Here is a 16,948-nt window from a genome sequence, read left to right as displayed (position 1 = left end):
TTTTTGTTTTTGCCTTCGCGGTGGTTGGTTGTGGTTTTATGGCGTTGGCCTTTCCTTGTTTTGTTAGTGGTGTATTAGCGTTGCCCCTGTGCGGGGCGGCACTTACTTTCTTTGCCGCCGCAAAGAAAGATAAGCAAAGAAAGCGGCTCAAACCGCTAATTCTTAAGCGGGTCCCCCGCACAGTTGCGGTAGTGGTGCATCTGGAATCTGTGTTCTCGCACACTCCGCTCCGGTGACAAGGCCGTCATACTTCCGGCGGCGCTGCGCGCGCCGACGCGCAGTTCATGAAACCACCCGTTGCGCTTTCGCGCTCATGACGTTCGTCCTTCCTGAAACTACCCGCCAAGCTTTTTGCTCCCACGGTTTGCCCGGTTTCATGGCTCGTCGTTGCATCGCAGCGGTGGGCACAACTGCGCCGTGCAGTGAATGCAACGCAGCGATACTTCAAGCGTTCGCTCCCACGGTTTGCCCAATTCCCTGATTCGTTGCACCGCCGCTGTGGGTACGACTGCCGGCGTCGCAACGAATGCGATGCATCGACATTTCATTTGAAGTGGGGGGGGCAATGAGTGCGCGAGCCTCTCGCCGAGGCGAAGCCGATGGCCCCCGCTGCGCGAAGCAAAACCTCCGGTTTCCCTGGCAGCCCCGTCCGCGACGCACGCAGTGCGGAGTGGGAGCGAATGAGGGCTTTGTCGCTAACGGGGAATGTGCGAGAGCACGGATTCCAGATGCACCACTACCGTGGCTGCGCGGGGGACCCGCTTATGAGCTGGCGGTGTGAGCCGCTTTCTTTGCTTATCTTTCTTTGCGGCGGCAAAGAAAGTAAGTGCCGCCCCGCACAGGGGCAACGCCAATAGACCACAAACAAATCAAGGAAAGGCCAACGCCATAAAAGCACAACCAAACCACAGCAAGAGCAAAAAAAACCACTCAACCCTGCCGAAGGCAACACTCAGCAACAGCATCCAACACAGCTTCATCCTCGCCAACAGCGCCAGCACACCGAATCTCGACAAAAGGATACAACCCGCGACACTGTTCTATCACCGCAGGCAGATCTCTGCGAACATGCCCACCTTGCCCAAAAAACACGGGCACAACAGTCACAACAGAACACCCGTCGGAGACAAGAGAATCCACCGCGGTGGGCAAATCCGGCTCCATCAACTCAAGAAAAGCCAGCAACACCGGCCCAGCTTCAGCATCAGACCCACGCGCAGCGCGAACCTTCCCGGCGAGCCTCTCAAACGGCTCGCGCCAGCGCACATCCCTCGCGCCATGCCCGAACAACACCATCCCATGCGTAGCCATGACAAAGGCCCCTAATGGCGATCAACCCACTTCAATCCGACCAGACCCAGCACCAGATAAACGAGCCCAGGTGTAGCCGCAGTCAAAGGCGCGGGCCACGTATTCAACGTGCCGATATGCGAGAACAGCGTGTTGAACAACTGGAAACTCATCCCCAGCATAATCCCACCGAAAACCTTCACGCCGACCACGCCGGCGCGCGTATGCAGATACGCAAACGGCAACGACAGCACCAGCATGACGAACACCGCAAACGGATACAACAGCTTGCGCCACAGCGCAATTTCATAGCGCTGGGTATCCTGATGATTCTCAGTCAAATGCTGGATGTAGCGGAACAGATTGAACATCGACATCCGGTCCGGTGACACCAGCAGCACCGACAGGATCTGCGGCGTCAGTTCCGAGCGCAGCGAATACTCAGGCAACGTCACCTGCTTGGCGCGATACACCGGATTCAATGCATCGGCCGGCGTGCCCGCAGGAGGGGGCACGTCGATCAGTTGCGTGTCCGTCACGCCGGTCAGTTGCCAATGACCCGGTGGCTGATACGTGCCGCTCTTCGCAATCCGCACATTCGAAAGGCGGAACTTCGAATCGAATTCGTAAATCCGCACGTTGCTGATCGTCGCGTCGGGCTTCAGTTCGCCGACGTTCACGAAGCGCGTCACCTGTTCGCCGTCCGCGCGTGCCGTGAGCGTGTCCTTCACCCACACGCCCGACTCGAAATTGCTCGATACCGACGACCCCAGCGCCTCGAGCCGCACGCGTTCCGACAGCTGATCCGTGTACGGACCGACCACTTCACCGATCAGATAGGTCAGGAACACCAGCGGAATGCCGATTTTCATGAGCGAGCGTAGCGCCTGATTGGTGGCGAGGCCCGACACCCGGAAAATCGTGTACTCGGAGTTCGCCGCCATCTGCGCGAACACGTAGATCGCGCTGATCAGCGCAGCAACCGGAATGATTTCGTAGAAGCGCGACGGCGTTTGCAACGCGACGCGCAGCACCGCGTACTGGAGCTTGTAGTTGCCGTGGCCGACGGAGTTCAGCTCGTTGATCAGGTCGAAGAAAAAGAACAGGCCTGAGAACGCGAACAGAATAAAGATGAACGTGAGGTAGATCTGACGCGCGAAGTATTTTTCATAGATGCGCATCGGTCAGGTCCCCTGTGAACGGCCGAACATCGCCCGCGTGAAGAGCGGCCGGTTGCGAACACGCATCCAGAAGATGAACACGACGATCGCCGCCACGACGACGTGCAACCCCAACAGTCCAACCGCGAACGACATTCGGCCTTGCTCGATCCACGCCTGGACTACGTTCAACAGATTCGAATACGTCAAATAGATCAGGACAGCCATCACCAGGTTGATCGTGCGGCTGCGCCGCGGGTTCTGATGCGCGAGCGGAATCGCCAGCAGCATCAGGTTGATCGCAATCAGCGGCAGGCCCGCGCGCCACGCGAACTCAGCGAGGTTTTCGTTGGTCGGGTTGCGCAGGAGTGTGAGCGTGGACAGGCCGGTCGTAGTCGGCGTATTGATGACCGGCTGGCTCTGGATCTTCACGCCATAGCGCTCGAATTCCATGATGCGGAAATCAGGGTGGCCCGGTTCACCGTCATAGCGGCGCCCGTTTTCCAGCACGACGAAGCGGTCGCCGTTCTTGTGCGTTTCGGTATGGCCGGTTTTCGACACCACCACGTTGAGCTTGCCGTTTTCCGTGCTGGTCACGAACACGTTCTCGACGCGTGCCTGGTCGGGCGACATCTTTTCGATGAAAAACACCCGGTGGCTGGCAGCCGATTCGCGGAACTGGCCCGGCGCCAGCAGCGAGACTTCGTCGCGCTGCTGAAAGCGCGCGCGCAGCAGCTTGCTCTGCTGGTTCGACCACGGCCAGCCGACGAACACGAAGAACATGATGAGGATGATGATCGGCGTGGCGAAAATGCCGATCGGCTTGATGAAGCGGGTCAGACTGACACCCGACGCGAGCCAGACCACCATCTCGGAGTCTTTGTACCAGCGGGTCAGGACGAACAGAATCGACACGAACAGGGTCGCGACGAGCATGATGGCCAGATAGCCGATCACGGTCAGGCCGATCAGGACCAGCACGTCGCGTGGATCGATCTCGCCCGAGGCCGCGAGGCCGACGATGCGGATCATCATCGTCGTCAGCACGAGCGTGAGGAGAACCATGAACACGGCACCAGCCGTATACGCTAGTTCGCGCTGGAGGGAGCGTTCGAAGATCATTATTGATGATGGGAGGGGGCGCTCTCAGCGACGCACGGGTTGGTTCCCGTCACGCCTCCGGTGCAGCCGCCGCGGGAAAAATAGCGGATAATTGCGGCTTTCATCCTAAGCCCAGATTTTATCCGAGGACAAGCGCGATGGACTTTAGCATAAAAGCCTGTGATTGGACCAAAGGCTCGTCAAACGGTTTCCTGACCGGGAAATCCGATTGCATCGTAATCGGCGTGTTCGAGTCGCAAACGCTCTCGGGCGCTGCGCTGGAGATCGACGCGGCCACCAAGGGCCTCCTGACCCGCATCATCAAAGCCGGCGACATGGAAGGCAAGGCCGGCACCACGCTGTTCCTGCACGAGGTTTCGGGCATCGGCGCTTCGCGCGTGCTGCTCGTCGGGCTCGGCAAGCAGGATGCTTTCAGCCAGAAAGCCTACGGCGAAGCCGTGCGGGCCGCCTGGCGCGCACTGCTCGGCACCAAGATCGTCCAGGTCACCTTCACGCTCGCCCAGTTGCCGATCCTTGAGCGCTCGGCCGATTGGGGCGTGCGCGCGGCGATTCTTGCGCTGCGCGAGTTGACCTACAAGTTCACGCAGATGAAGAGCAAGCCGGACAACGCCGCGCGCGCCCTGAAGCGCATCGTGTTCAGTGTCAATACCGGCGACGAGAAGGCCGCCAAGCTCGCGGCCAAGCAGGGTGCCGCGCTCGCCAACGGCATGGATCTGACGCGCGACCTCGGCAACCTGCCGAGCAACGTCTGCACGCCGACTCATCTTGCCAACACCGCGAAGAAGCTCGCCAAAGACTGGAAGCTGAAGGTCGAAGTGCTCGGCGAGAAGCAGTGCGAGGCGCTCAAGATGGGCTCGTTCCTGTCGGTCACGGCGGGCTCGGTCGAACCGGCCCAGTTCATCGTGCTGCAGTACCACGGCGGCGCCGCGAAAGCCGCGCCGGTGGTGCTGGTCGGCAAGGGCGTCACGTTCGACACCGGCGGCATTTCGCTCAAGCCGGGTGAAGGCATGGACGAGATGAAGTACGACATGTGCGGCGCCGGATCGGTGCTGGGCACGTTGCGCGCCGTCGCCGAAATGGGCCTGAAAATCAACGTGGTCGGCATTATCCCGGCCGTCGAGAACATGCCGTCGGCCACCGCCACCAAGCCGGGCGACATCGTCACCAGCATGAAGGGCCTGACGATCGAAGTGCTGAACACGGACGCCGAAGGCCGGCTGATCCTGTGCGACGCGCTGACCTACGCCGAGCGCTTCAAGCCGGCGGCGGTGATCGACATCGCCACGCTCACGGGCGCCTGCATCATCGCGCTGGGTCACCACAACAGCGGTCTGTTCTCGAAAGACGACGCGCTGGCGGGCGAGCTGCTCGATGCATCGCGCGAAGCTTCCGACCCGGCCTGGCGCATGCCGCTCGACGACGAGTATCAGGACCAGCTCAAGTCGAACTTCGCGGACCTCGCGAATATTGGCGGCCGTCCGGCGGGCAGCGTGACGGCGGCGTGCTTCCTGTCGCGTTTCACCGAAGCCTACCCGTGGGCGCACCTGGACATCGCCGGCACCGCATGGAAGAGCGGCGCGGCGAAGGGTGCAACCGGCCGTCCGGTGCCCTTGCTCGCGCAGTTCCTGATCGATCGGGCCGCGGACGGTCGCGTTGCACAATGACGCATTGCAGTAAAGTTGCGAGCGTCGCTGCAGACGCAAAGCGGAGCCGCCGATGACAAGAATCGATTTTCATTCGAACGTCGGCGATTCGCTGCTGTACGCGTGCCGCCTGATCCGCAAGGCGTATCAGGCGGGCCAGCCGACCATCGTGCTGGCCGAGCCCGAGCGCCTGCGGGCTTTCGACGAGCAGTTGTGGACCTTCTCGCCCCTCGACTTCGTGCCGCACTGCATGGCGGGCACACCGCTCGCCGGAGAAACGCCGATCGTGCTGACATCGAATCTCGATGATGTGCCGCACCATCAGGTGCTGCTCAATCTCGGCGCCGCGGTGCCGGCGCAATTCGCGCGTTTTGAAAGATTGCTGGAAGTGGTCGGTAACGCACACAACGAACTCGCGGCGGGCCGCGAACGCTATCGTTTCTATCGCGATCGCGGCTATGCTTTGAACAACTACAAGCAAGGCAGCTAGGCATCGTTCCGCCTGTGTTGCGTGGTGTTCCGTCGGGTGAATTCGACGTGTGCGCGACCTGCTTCAGCTTGGACTCAAACACGGAGAGTGCGCGTGTCCGATCCTAACGACGACAGTTCCATCCCTGTTCTGCACGAGATTCTCGTACCGGGCAAGCCTGCCGAGGTGCGTCATGCGCCGGCAATGCAGCCGGTATCCGTTCCTGATGAGACCACGCAGGAATCGGCGCACAAGCCTGAGCCGGTGCTCGAGCGTGAGGAGCCAACGCTTGCGCCGGAGCACGCGCATCCTGCAGAACATGCTCACGCAAAAAAACGCACGAGGGCGCACCACGCAGCCGATCACCGGCACGGGCATGAGCCCGCCGTTGCGCCGTCAACGGGTGTCTTCGATCGGGCCGAGCCACATGCGCCGATCGAGGCGGGCACGATCGTGCCGCCGGATATCGCTCACGAGGCACTCGCGCAGCCGCAGCCGAATCTCGATGCGGATCTCATTGCCGAGCGTCTGCGTGGGCGGTTCACGAATTTTCTGACGGGCGAGGGGCGTGGCATTATCGAAGCACGCTGCCGCGGTGCGTTGCAGGATCACACGGCGTGGCTGGTCAACCAGATCACGCGCGAAGTGGCGCTGGCTCTGGAGACCGAAATGACCGGCTGGGTCAAGGAAGCGGTCGATCAGGAACTCGCGCGGCGCTCAGGCAGCGCCTGAGCATGGCGGATGACGGGGCGCCCCTTGATCCGGGTGCGCTCACCGCGGTCGCCGGACTGCGGTCATTCTGAGTCGTCAATCAAGCGTCAATCATTTAAGGGTCATCACCCAACTCGCCAGCGTAGCCGCCTGATCGGGCGTGAGTTGCGTATTGGCGGGCATCGGCACGCGACCCCACACCCCCGTGCTGCCATCCAGAATCTTGCGCTTCAGATAGGTGGCGGCATCGTCGTGACCGGCGTATTTCGCGGCGACGTCATGCAGCGCCGGTCCCATGACCGGACGCGACACCGAGTGGCAACTCATGCAATTCTGCTGCTGGGCAAGCGCGAGACCGGCGGAGGCCTCCGCATGCGCCGCCGGACTGCCGGCGCTTAACATGGCGCCCAGCGCGCCGGCCGCTGCAAGCGCCGCATACGACATTGATTTCATTCTGGTCTCCGTCGGTGCAGGTGCCCGACTCGTGGTGCACGCATTATAAAAGGAAAGGGGCGCACGGTTTTCCGTGCGCCCCTTTGCAGTGAGCTTTCGGGCGGAATTGCGATTGAGCGGCTATCGCATAGTACTACCCGGATGATCGGCAATCTTGGTTTCATCGTCATTGGCCTTGTGCCAACCCTTCGCACGCAGACAACCCTAATGTTTGATTTCGCAAGGTGCAATGATGACGACATCCGGTATTGGCAGTACCAAGTCCACAGTTTTCCCCGACGACCTGGATGGCTCGACGTATCCTCTACCGCTAACCGTGCGGCGTGATGCTAGCTCTGCGGGCGGGAAGACGCCGCCAGAAAAAGAACCCGTATCGAGTCCGTTAAGTCCGCTGGCAGCAGGCGATACGCGGGCAGCCCGCGCAGTCTCGCAGACAGGGGGCGGAGAAGCCGCGCCAAAGTCCACTTTTTCTACAGCGGAGCGGTTTGCAGCCTTGCGCAGTGCAAATCTGCAAGCGCGCTCGGGAGAGAGGCCGGCAAAGGAAGCCGCTGCCGTTCCGGACCCGGGAAAAACCAACGACGCAGACCTGTCAGCACAAAGTTCGCGAAGTTCGGACACCCTGCAGCGCGTTCGCAGGACACCCCCGCCTCCGGCGGATCGCCAACCCGATGACCATCCAACGTTCGATGCCCTTGCGGGTCCTTCGACGGGAAATAACGGTCTCGGCTTTGCGGCCATGCAGGGGGCGGCGGACGATCCAACTGCGTTGCCGAATCATTGCGCCGGCATGGTAACCGCCAGCTTCTACAACATAGCGACGGGGCGGGCGTCGAATCTGGCGGAAGTGAACAGCTTTACGCATGATCGTCTGGCCGATCCGCGAACGAGGCAACGGACACTCGACGGACTCGACCGGATGCAGGAACGCAACCAGGACAACATCGAGGACGACATGCCCGGGTTTGTTGCACGATCCGGCGAGTTCGCTGTTAGAGGCGGAGACGATTTGCACAGCACGCTGGCATACGAATTTGGAGAGCGTCATAGTTCGGACGACGGTCGGGGAAGCTATCAGACTGTGATGATGCCGGTAGTGATCAACTACCGCGACCCGCCTAGCGCCGGCACCGTCGACGGCGTTCGCCTAGATGAAAGTCATATGATCGTAGTGCAACGGCTCAATCCGTCGGAAAACTATGAGAATGACCGATACCAGATATACGACCCCAACTACGGGACGTTCGATTATCAGAATTTCCGGCAGATGAGCACCGCGATGGATAGCCTGCTTGGTAACGGTTATCCCCAACACGGGGGTATCTCCCATCTCGACGTGTTCCCGTATGCCGCGGCGAGCACGTGGCAACCCTATGACGAGGCAGCCCCACAGCGCTCGTCCTTGGGCGATGCGTCGTTCCACTCTCTGGATGATGCTAACGGGGATCACGGTCTTCAAGGCGCGCATGCATTGTCGCTCCCGTCCGTGAGTCTGCCCCCGCCAAATTTCGAGCAGCGTGGCCGGCCGCCGCACGATGAGAATAAACGCGATCTGGGTCCTGTGCCGGACCCACAACCGTATACGCTCTATCGACCCTCGAATGTGACGCCCGAGCAGATGAAACAGGCGAACGGATTCAATCTGCAGGACACCAGAATGCAAAACGTCAACTTGGACCTGCATAACTTCCAGTTAGCCGCAAGACCGGGCGCTGTGGACGGCGCCGGCTATCTTGGAACGTTTCGAGACAGGTTGAGCGCGACCGAGCGGCTGTCGTCCGGCGCTCAAAAGAGCGGCTACGTTTACTACGTCGCACCGAGCCCTAACATGGTCGATGTCGATGCGAGCCTTGGTAGAGGCGATCGCATGTCGGACGCCGGCGAGGTGGCCGCGATGGGCCGCATCGACAGTTCCCAGGTACGCGGCTGGCGCAAATTCGAGAATGGCGAGCTCGGTTCCTATGTGGTTAACCCGGACTATCGCTCGGACATCTTCGACCACACCCGGACGGCGGGTGCACAGCCGCAGCTGGCGCATTTCTCCACGAACAATTCGATATGGACGGACGACGACCACAAATCGTTCGTGTCGGAGACGAACAGCGGCGGCAAAGCGCGCTACGTTCCCAAGGCTGATCCAGCCATGGCATCAGCCGAGTTCTACCAGCGTGCGCGCGACAAAATCCAGTATCTGGACAACCAGCAGGCGAAGGGGGAAGACTATCGCGGGTCGGTCTATATCAAGCCGTTTTTCAACAACGATGACGGCAAAGGTAAGACGAAGCTGAACTTCTACAACGACAATAGTTATCCGTCCGTGGATTCGGCGTATTCCAGCAATTCCGAATATAAGTTTTCGATCGGGGACGACGGCCGTATTCATTCCGCTGGCGACTACAGCAAGGTTTTGCGTATCGACGGGAAGGGCAATGCTTATATTGGCGGCATTCCATCGGATCCGGCAAATATGAATGGCGTGTTTGTCTACGATCCACACAGCGGTGGTCTGCAGCATGTTCAGGATCATAGGTGGTTGACCGAGGGAATATCCGCGTTCACACCTTACGTCGCCCCACCGCAGGCACCTCACGGCGAGCTTGCCGCGCGGCAATCCTGGCGACTGGAGAACGGCAAGGGCGACACGGTTCAACCTCCCACGCCGGGTAGTCTGTTCCCGGGCAATTCCGTTGGCACGCCACAACAGCTTTACCAGTTCTATCAGGACCAGGATACCGCGCTGCCCAAAGGCAGCACGCGGTTCGTGACTGACTTGCCCGGCTCGACCTATTCAGGTAGCGGCGACACCTTTGCTGAATCGAGGACTCACATCCAGCCGGATGATGTGAGTCGTATCAACACATGGCTCGCCGCGCACAACGCCGCGTGGCTTTTCCGGGACGGGTTGTACGCGGTTCCTGCGGCGCCGAACCAGTTGGAGATTCGCGGCATTGGTGGAACGCCCTTTTGGCGTGTGAGTGTGGATCCAGCCACTCATCGCGTGCACTACGAATCGCTGCACGGCGGCCAGCCAGCGCCTGGGCTAAAGATTTCAGAATCTCTCTGGAATCGGGCTGTCGAGCAGCAGAAAAGGTACGCCAATCTTGAGGAGCGCGGGAAGCAGTTCTACATGTAGCAACCAGCACAAGGGCATTGCAACGCCCCGGCGAACAGGACGGCCCGGAGGATCGGACGTTCGCCGGGATCTCCGTGCCTAGCCCGTCACCGCACCTTTGTTGGCCGGCAGCGCCAGTGCGGAGTACTTCGCCAGCACGCCACGCGTGTAACGCGGCTTCGGCTGCTGCCATGCGGCGCGGCGGCGCTGCAGTTCGGCATCGTCGATATTCAGTTGGAGGAGCAGCTTGTGCGCGTCGATCGTGATCGAGTCGCCTTCCTGCACCAACGCGATCGTGCCGCCCGCGAACGCTTCCGGCGCGACGTGACCGACCACCATGCCCCACGTGCCGCCTGAGAAGCGGCCGTCGGTAATGAGGCCGACGCTTTCGCCGAGCCCCTTGCCGATGATCGCCGAGGTCGGCGCGAGCATCTCCGGCATGCCAGGGCCGCCCTTCGGCCCGAGGTAGCGCAGCACGACCACGTCGCCGGCAACGATCTTGTCGGCCAGAATGGCTTCCAGTGCGCTTTGCTCGTCGTCGAACACGCGGGCCGGGCCGGTGATGACCGGGTTCTTCAGGCCGGTGATCTTGGCGACCGCGCCGTCAACCGCGAGGTTGCCCTTCAGGATGGCGAGATGGCCTTCCTTATAGAGCGCCTGGTCGATCGGGAAGATCACCTGCTGGTCGGCGCGCGGCTTGCCCGGCACGTCTTTCAGTTCTTCAGCGATCGTCTTGCCGGTGATCGTGATGCAATCGCCGTGCAACATGCCTGCGTCGAGCAAAATCTTCATGACCTGCGGAATGCCGCCCGCCTTATGCAGATCGGTCGCGACGAACTGGCCCGACGGCTTGAGGTTGCAGATCACCGGCACTTTCTTGCGCATGCGTTCGAAGTCTTCGATGGTCCATTCCACTTCGGCCGCATGCGCGATGGCGAGGAAGTGCAGCACAGCGTTGGTCGAGCCGCCCGTCGCCATCAGCACCGCAACGGCATTTTCGATCGACTTCTTCGTGACGATGTCGCGCGGTTTCAGATCCTTCTTTACCGCTTCGACCAGCACGCGTGCCGATTCGGCAGCCGATTCGACCTTTTCCTGGTCGGGGTTCGCCATCGTCGACGAATACAACAGCGACATGCCCAGTGCTTCGAACGACGAGCTCATGGTGTTGGCGGTGTACATGCCGCCGCACGAACCCGTGGATGGGCAGGCGTTCTTTTCGATCCCTTCGAAATCGTCCTGCGACATCCGGCCGGCCGTGAATTCGCCCACTGCTTCGAACGACGACACGATGGTCAGATCGGTGCCCTTCCAGTTGCCGGGACGGATCGTGCCGCCATAGACGTAGATGCTCGGCACGTTGGTGCGCAACATGCCGATCATGCCGCCCGGCATGTTCTTGTCGCAGCCGCCGATCACGACCACGCCGTCCATCCACTGGCCCTGCACGCACGTCTCGATACAGTCGGCAATGACTTCGCGCGACACCAGCGAGTACTTCATGCCTTCCGTGCCCATCGACATGCCGTCCGAGATCGTCGGCGTGCCGAAAATCTGTGGATTCGCGTCCGCGCTTTTGACCGCGGCGACTGCTGCGTCGGCCAGACGCTGCAGGCCGGCGTTACACGGCGTGATGGTCGAGTGGCCGTTGGCGATGCCGATCATCGGCTTGTCGAAGTCGTCCTTCTGATAGCCGAGCGCGTAGTACATCGAGCGGTTCGGGGAGCGCGCCACGCCTTGCGTGATGTTCTTCGAACGACGGTTATATGCCATGGGGAACTCCAGTCTGTTTTGATTTGATCTGTACTGCGTGTTCGGTGCTCGGGCGCTGCCGCATGGGTCGAGCCTGCACGGCCCATGCATTGGCGGCGGTTTTTCGGTTGGCGCGTCAGTTCAGTTTAGTGCCGGTGCGTGGCGCAAGGATGCAGTTTTGCAAAGCGTGCGTCTAATATATTATTCAGGCTCGAATAGGTCGTAAAATATATTAATCATGCTGCCAGCCATTCCTGATCTGCGCCAGTTGCGCTATTTCGTGACTGTGGCCGAGGAAAAACACTTTGGGCGAGCGGCCACGCGCCTTTCCATGACGCAGCCGCCGCTGTCGCAAGCGATTCGGGCGCTCGAGGAGACACTTGGCGTCGAGTTGTTCGCGCGCACCAAGCGTTCGGTCGAACTCACCCCGGTGGGTGCCGACCTGTTGCCCGAGGTTCAGCGTCTGCTGGCGGGCGCGGAGGGGTTGCGGCCGCTGGCGCAGAGCCTCGCACGAGGCGAGGCGGGGGTGCTGTCGCTGGCCTTCGTCTCGACGGCCGATTACGGCCTGCTGCCGCTGCTGCTGCGCGATTTCGGCGCACGCCATCCGCGGGTGCGGCTCGAACTGACCGAAGCCACCAGCGACGTGCAGGTCGACGAACTGGTGGCCGGGCGCATCGATGCGGGCCTCGTGATCGCGCCGCTGCCGTCGCGTCATGCCACCCAGCTCTCGTGGCTGCCGATCGCCCGCGAGCCGCTGGTGATCGCGATGTCGACGGAAACAGCGGCGCGCGTGGGCGGTGCCGCCGGGTCCGCCGCCAACCCCCATGCCGACCCGCGCGCCGAATGGCTGGACACGCCGATCAGCCTGCGCGACGTGGCCGACGAGCCGCTTGTGATATTCCCAAGACGTTTGGCGCCAGGCTTTTATGACATCATTATGGATTGCTACGGCGTGGCGGGCCTGGCGCCCCGGGCCGGGCAGGAGGCGATCCAGATGCAGACGATCGTGAGCCTCGTGTCAGCCGGAATGGGCGTCGCACTGGTGCCGCAATCGTTGCGTAACCTGCGCCGCACTGGCGTTGTGTACCGGCCGCTTTCGGAATCGGTGCCGGCGATCGAGACGGGGCTGGTCTGGCGCACGGCGGAGGTGAGTCCGGTGTTGGCGGGCTTCATCGAGATCGTGCGGGCGCATGCGGCCACCGTCGAGGCGCAGTGTGTGGCGCCCGGCGGTTAGGTTCAACGCTGCCGCGAACGCATTGCAAACCGAACCGTCCAACGCATGCGCCGCATGATGTGCAAACCGCCGGCCGCACCGTGAAAACCGACTAGAACTCCGCTTTTGAACCCGAACTGCCCATAACAACACGATGCTCATTCACCCGAATTTCGACCCCGTTGCCATTCATCTGGGGCCGCTTGCTGTGCGCTGGTATGGACTGATGTACCTCGTTGCGTTCATCGCGGCGATTGTCGTCGGCCGGCTGCGGCTGCGTTTGCCTTACGTCGCCGCGCAAGGCTGGACTGCCAAAGATATCGACGACATGCTGTTTTACGGTGTGCTCGGTACAATTTTCGGCGGCCGGCTCGGTTACGTGCTCTTCTATAAGGCGAGCTTTTACTTTGCGCATCCGCTCGACATCTTCAAGGTGTGGGAAGGCGGCATGTCGTTTCACGGCGGCTTTCTCGGCGTGACCCTGGCAATGGTGCTGTTCGCGTATCAACGCAAACGTTCATGGCTGCAGGTCACCGATTTCGTCGCGCCGATGGTGCCAACCGGGCTCGCGGCAGGGCGCCTCGGCAACTTTATCAACGGCGAGTTGTGGGGCCGTGTGACCGATCCTTCGGCGCCGTGGGCGATGTTGTTTCCGGGCGCCGCGCCGGACGACGCCACTTGGCTCGCCGCGCATCCGCAACTGGCCGCGCAATGGCACCTGAACGAAGTGTTCGCGCAATATCACATGCTGCCGCGCCATCCGTCTGAGTTGTATGAGATTGCGCTTGAGGGCGTGGTGCTCTTCTTCGTGATGATCTTCTTCGCGCGCAAACCGAAGCCGATGGGCGCGATTTCCGCGGTGTTCCTGATCGGCTACGGCCTCGCTCGCTTCACGGTGGAATTCGCGCGGGAGCCGGATGACTTCCTTGGTTTGCTCGCAATGGGCCTCTCGATGGGCCAATGGCTCTCGCTGCCAATGATCCTCGTGGGCATCGGCATACTGGTGTGGTCCTATCGCCGTGCGCGCCGTCAACCGGCGCCGGCAGTTGGCGCAAACTGACCGCTACGTTTTATCGTAGTGGTCAGCCAATGAAAAAGCCACGGCATGCCGTGGCTTTTTCCTTTACAGCGGTACGTCAGGCGTCAATCGTGTTACTTCATCTGCACCGAGCCTGACACGTTGACCGTCACGGTCGACGTGCCGCCTTCGATCGGTACCGGCGCGGATGCCTTCGCATCGGCGCTCATGGCGCGCGCGCTCATCATCATCATGGGACGCGGCATGACGCCGTTGTGCCCGACGTTGACTTCACGAATCGAATAGCTGTTGTAACCGAAGGCCTGCGCCGACGAAGCGGCTTGCTCACGGAACGACTTGATGGCTTCACCAGTGAGCTTCTGCTCGGCGGTACGCTGCGCTTCAGGCGACAGCGAGAACTGAACGTTGCCGACTTGCATGATCGATGCCATCTGGCCCGCGAGCTTCGACGCCGCGGCGAAGTCGTGCGATTCGAGCACAACTTCGGTACGGCCGCGCCATGCTGAAATGCGGCCATCACGGTCGGTGGACGGGTAGATCGAGAAGGAACCGGTGCGCGCCGTTACACCGCTCACACCCTTGGCTTTTTGCAGCGCCGCATCGGCGCGCTGATTCAGCGTGGAGGTGAGCGCGGACGGATCGCTCGCTTCCTGCTCGTAGAACAGCGTGATATCGACCACGTCCTGCGGCACTTCCGCGCTTGCCTGTGCATTCAGTGACAGCACACCCGCGGGCTGATACTGCGTCACACTCTGTGCGCGGGCCATGGCCGGCGTCAGCGCGAGCGCGGCAGGGGCGGCACAAACGAGAGCGAGAGCGAGTGCACGTGCGGTGTTTTTCGTCATTTTTGGACTCCTTGCTTGAACAGGTTGTGCACGATTTGAGCGAAACGCCGTGCGATGGCACAACGTTTGCGAGTCCGTTAGGCGCCTGTAACCTGAGCTTGGTTCCCTAATTTGACGTTTGCTCACACTTGCTTTCAGGCATGCGTGGATTCGCGCTTGATTTGCGTATGACGCTAGCGACGACGGGCAGCTTGTGCGTATGTAGCGTCAAACAAGACGTTTGGTGATGAAGCGCCATTCGGCTTCGGTCACCGGCGTGATCGACAGGCGGTTACCTCTGGCGAGCACGCGCATGTCCTTCAACTCCTCGTGCTCGCGCAGCGCGGCAAGCGGAACCAACGGAATCTTCTTCTTGAACACCACGTCGACGAGCAGCCAGCGCGGCGTCTCCTGCGACGACTTCGGGTCGTAGTAGGGGCTCTTCTTGTCGAATTGAGTCGGGTCCGGATAGGCGGTGGACGATACCTCCGCGATCCCGGCGATGCCTGGCTCAGGGCAACTCGAGTGATAGAACAGCACACCGTCACCGACCTGCATCATGTCGCGCATGAAATTACGCGCCTGATAGTTGCGCACACCAGTCCACGGCAACGTGTGTTGCGGTGCGTGGGCGAGATGGTCGATGCTTGCTTCGTCCGGTTCGGACTTCATTAGCCAGTAGCGCATGAATCGAATTGAACGTTAAAGGTTTGAGAATACAGAAGAAAATGCGAGACCCAAAGAAAAACGGCACCGGACCGAAGTCCGATGCCGTTTTGAATAAGGTCCCCGCCTTAGCCGCTAGGCCGGCATCCTGAACCGGGGGTTCAGAATTGGTCGCAGTTAGCAGCACTTCGGGTACATCAGACAGAGTGACGCGCACACCCGTGCTACAAATTTCCACAACCGTGCACATGGCATTGGTTCAAGGAATATATGACCTTGGCGAACCAGGCAGGGAGGTCAAACCGATTGAACTCAATCACTTGCATGACTCTTCGCTCATGCATTGCGCTTGAATTCGCAGCCGGTCTCAGGACCGGCCACTTGAAACTGCTCGAGACTGCCGGGTACTTACTGCATGCTGTACTGCTGAATCACAGTACCCAGTTGTTCGTTCATTTGATGCATTGTACGCCGGATTTCTTCTGCGGGAAATGCTTCTCCGTGCCGCACGCTCGTTTGCAGCTTAAGCAGTTCCGATGCCAGCGACAGCGCAGCCATGACGGCAATGCGATCCGTGCCGCGCACGTTGCTGTTATTGCGGATCTTCGACATCTCGGCGTCGACACGTGCGACCGCTTCAAGCAGCGCGCCTTCAGTTTCCGGCGAGCAGGCGAGGCGATAGGGCACGCCGAGAATCGATACTTCGATCTGCTTGGTGGTCATGCATTTTCTCCATGGCGGGTGACGTCGCTCTCCGCTTCGACCTCATGCGGCGCGGTATCGAGCAGATCGAGCTGATTGTCCGGCTCGCTGTGCGCGCGGGCACGCGGCAGCTTTTCGAGGATCGCATTCAGGCGTACCTGTGCATCGTCGATCTTGGCCGACAGCGCGTCGCGTTCCGCCTGGAGTGCGTCGCGCTCCTCGCGCATTAATGCGAGTTCCGTGCGCGTGGCCTCTGCTTCGGCATGCGTTTGGGCGAGCTGATTCTCGAGCGCGAGCCGCGCTTCATTGTGGCGTTGGCTGATCGCGATCAGCTTGCCGATATTCTGTGAAAGTGTTTCGAGTTCGGTGAGCATCTGCTGCGTCCTCTAAAGACATTGCATTTTAGCGCGGAATGTCGCAGGTTCCGACAATTGTCTCGTTTCGAGACGTAACAACATCGCTTTGTGCAGGCATTTATCGACCATATGATGAAAAACGACCCGCGCATCGGACAATAACCTGCACATAACGGAACAGATTGCGCACGCATTAACCATTCTTGACGGACCCGAAGGCCGCTCCTAAACTGGCCGCACTTTTTGATGCCCGCGCGCTTTTCCACCGTGCACGCAGCTTAACGGGAGGCAGGGCGCGCGCCTCGCGTGAACGCGCGGACCTGCGGGTCCCGCAACGGTAAGCGGCCGCGTTCGTCATGCCAGTCGATTCTGATCGTGTGTTTGAAGCTGAACCCGCGAGTGTGCCACTGCGCGCCACGCGTGGGAAGGCAGGATCAAT

The 16,948-nt window shown here is 60.8% G+C and carries 15 protein-coding genes and 1 other RNA gene; 6 read left to right on the top strand and 10 right to left on the bottom strand.

The annotated features are described in order from the left end of the window. Positions 1 to 930: 930 nt before the first annotated feature. From PQR67_RS09870 to lptF, 3 genes are read right to left on the bottom strand one after another with little or no spacing between them, the layout of a single operon-like run. Positions 931 to 1,311 (bottom strand): sirohydrochlorin chelatase, encoded by a 381-nt coding sequence (locus PQR67_RS09870; protein ID WP_408457661.1) that lies wholly within the window; start codon positions 1,309 to 1,311, stop codon positions 931 to 933. An 11-nt stretch (positions 1,312 to 1,322) separates the two neighbouring features. Next, on the bottom strand, positions 1,323 to 2,471 hold the full coding sequence (lptG, locus tag PQR67_RS09865) for an LPS export ABC transporter permease LptG (protein ID WP_408457658.1): 1,149 nt from the start codon (positions 2,469 to 2,471) through the stop codon (positions 1,323 to 1,325). Between the two features lie 3 nt (positions 2,472 to 2,474). Then, complete coding sequence (lptF, locus tag PQR67_RS09860) at positions 2,475 to 3,572, bottom strand: LPS export ABC transporter permease LptF (protein WP_408457655.1); 1,098 nt, start codon at positions 3,570 to 3,572, stop codon at positions 2,475 to 2,477. A gap of 137 nt (positions 3,573 to 3,709) precedes the next feature. Between lptF and PQR67_RS09855 the strand changes: the two genes are divergently transcribed. From PQR67_RS09855 to PQR67_RS09845, 3 genes are all read left to right on the top strand, one after another. Beyond that, entirely contained in the window at positions 3,710 to 5,236 is a 1,527-nt protein-coding gene (locus PQR67_RS09855; RefSeq protein WP_408457652.1) for a leucyl aminopeptidase, read from the top strand. Between the two features lie 52 nt (positions 5,237 to 5,288). Then, a complete protein-coding gene (locus PQR67_RS09850) occupies positions 5,289 to 5,705 on the top strand; it encodes a DNA polymerase III subunit chi (protein WP_408457650.1) in 417 nt (138 codons plus the stop codon). Positions 5,706 to 5,798: 93 nt separating this feature from the next. Then, complete coding sequence (locus PQR67_RS09845; RefSeq protein WP_408457647.1) at positions 5,799 to 6,416, top strand: DUF2486 family protein; 618 nt, start codon at positions 5,799 to 5,801, stop codon at positions 6,414 to 6,416. A 90-nt stretch (positions 6,417 to 6,506) separates the two neighbouring features. Here PQR67_RS09845 and PQR67_RS09840 read toward each other — a convergent pair whose 3' ends face one another. Continuing rightward, positions 6,507 to 6,848 (bottom strand): c-type cytochrome, encoded by a 342-nt coding sequence (locus PQR67_RS09840; RefSeq protein WP_408457644.1) that lies wholly within the window; start codon positions 6,846 to 6,848, stop codon positions 6,507 to 6,509. A 229-nt stretch (positions 6,849 to 7,077) separates the two neighbouring features. Between PQR67_RS09840 and PQR67_RS09835 the strand changes: the two genes are divergently transcribed. Continuing rightward, positions 7,078 to 9,978 carry an enterotoxin A family protein gene (locus PQR67_RS09835; RefSeq protein WP_408457641.1) on the top strand — a complete coding sequence of 967 codons (2,901 nt, stop codon included), beginning with the start codon at positions 7,078 to 7,080 and terminating at the stop codon, positions 9,976 to 9,978. Positions 9,979 to 10,056: 78 nt separating this feature from the next. On the opposite strand, the gene ilvD is transcribed toward PQR67_RS09835, so the two are convergent. Next, positions 10,057 to 11,730: a dihydroxy-acid dehydratase gene (gene ilvD / locus PQR67_RS09830; protein WP_408457638.1), complete on the bottom strand. Its 1,674-nt coding sequence runs from the start codon at positions 11,728 to 11,730 to the stop codon at positions 10,057 to 10,059. Between the two features lie 217 nt (positions 11,731 to 11,947). On the opposite strand from ilvD, the gene PQR67_RS09825 reads away from it, so the two are divergent. Together PQR67_RS09825 and lgt are read left to right on the top strand one after the other, a co-directional pair. Continuing rightward, positions 11,948 to 12,943 (top strand): LysR family transcriptional regulator, encoded by a 996-nt coding sequence (locus PQR67_RS09825; protein ID WP_408457636.1) that lies wholly within the window; start codon positions 11,948 to 11,950, stop codon positions 12,941 to 12,943. A gap of 133 nt (positions 12,944 to 13,076) precedes the next feature. Then, positions 13,077 to 13,982 (top strand): prolipoprotein diacylglyceryl transferase, encoded by a 906-nt coding sequence (lgt, locus tag PQR67_RS09820; RefSeq protein WP_408457633.1) that lies wholly within the window; start codon positions 13,077 to 13,079, stop codon positions 13,980 to 13,982. A gap of 92 nt (positions 13,983 to 14,074) precedes the next feature. Here the strand turns inward: lgt and PQR67_RS09815 are convergent, their stop codons facing one another. The 5 genes from PQR67_RS09815 to PQR67_RS09795 form a co-directional block, all read right to left on the bottom strand. Beyond that, a complete protein-coding gene (locus PQR67_RS09815) occupies positions 14,075 to 14,806 on the bottom strand; it encodes an SIMPL domain-containing protein (RefSeq protein WP_408457631.1) in 732 nt (243 codons plus the stop codon). A gap of 207 nt (positions 14,807 to 15,013) precedes the next feature. Continuing rightward, a complete protein-coding gene (locus PQR67_RS09810) occupies positions 15,014 to 15,472 on the bottom strand; it encodes an EVE domain-containing protein (protein WP_408457628.1) in 459 nt (152 codons plus the stop codon). Positions 15,473 to 15,567: 95 nt separating this feature from the next. After that, positions 15,568 to 15,749: non-coding RNA, 6S RNA (ssrS, locus tag PQR67_RS09805), on the bottom strand. Between the two features lie 110 nt (positions 15,750 to 15,859). After that, positions 15,860 to 16,174, bottom strand: a complete 315-nt coding sequence (locus PQR67_RS09800) for a cell division protein ZapA (RefSeq protein WP_064269037.1) — start codon at positions 16,172 to 16,174, stop codon at positions 15,860 to 15,862. Next, positions 16,171 to 16,527 (bottom strand): ATPase, encoded by a 357-nt coding sequence (locus PQR67_RS09795; RefSeq protein WP_408457625.1) that lies wholly within the window; start codon positions 16,525 to 16,527, stop codon positions 16,171 to 16,173. Before PQR67_RS09795 ends, PQR67_RS09800 begins: the two co-directional genes overlap by 4 nt. Positions 16,528 to 16,948: the final 421 nt, after the last annotated feature.

Source organism: Paraburkholderia fungorum (assembly GCF_046026025.1).
In the GTDB taxonomy this organism is placed as follows: Bacteria; Pseudomonadota; Gammaproteobacteria; order Burkholderiales; family Burkholderiaceae; genus Paraburkholderia; species Paraburkholderia fungorum_E.
The sequence above is the reverse complement of the archived record's forward strand: the minus strand, read 5'-3'. Positions and strand labels throughout refer to the sequence as shown.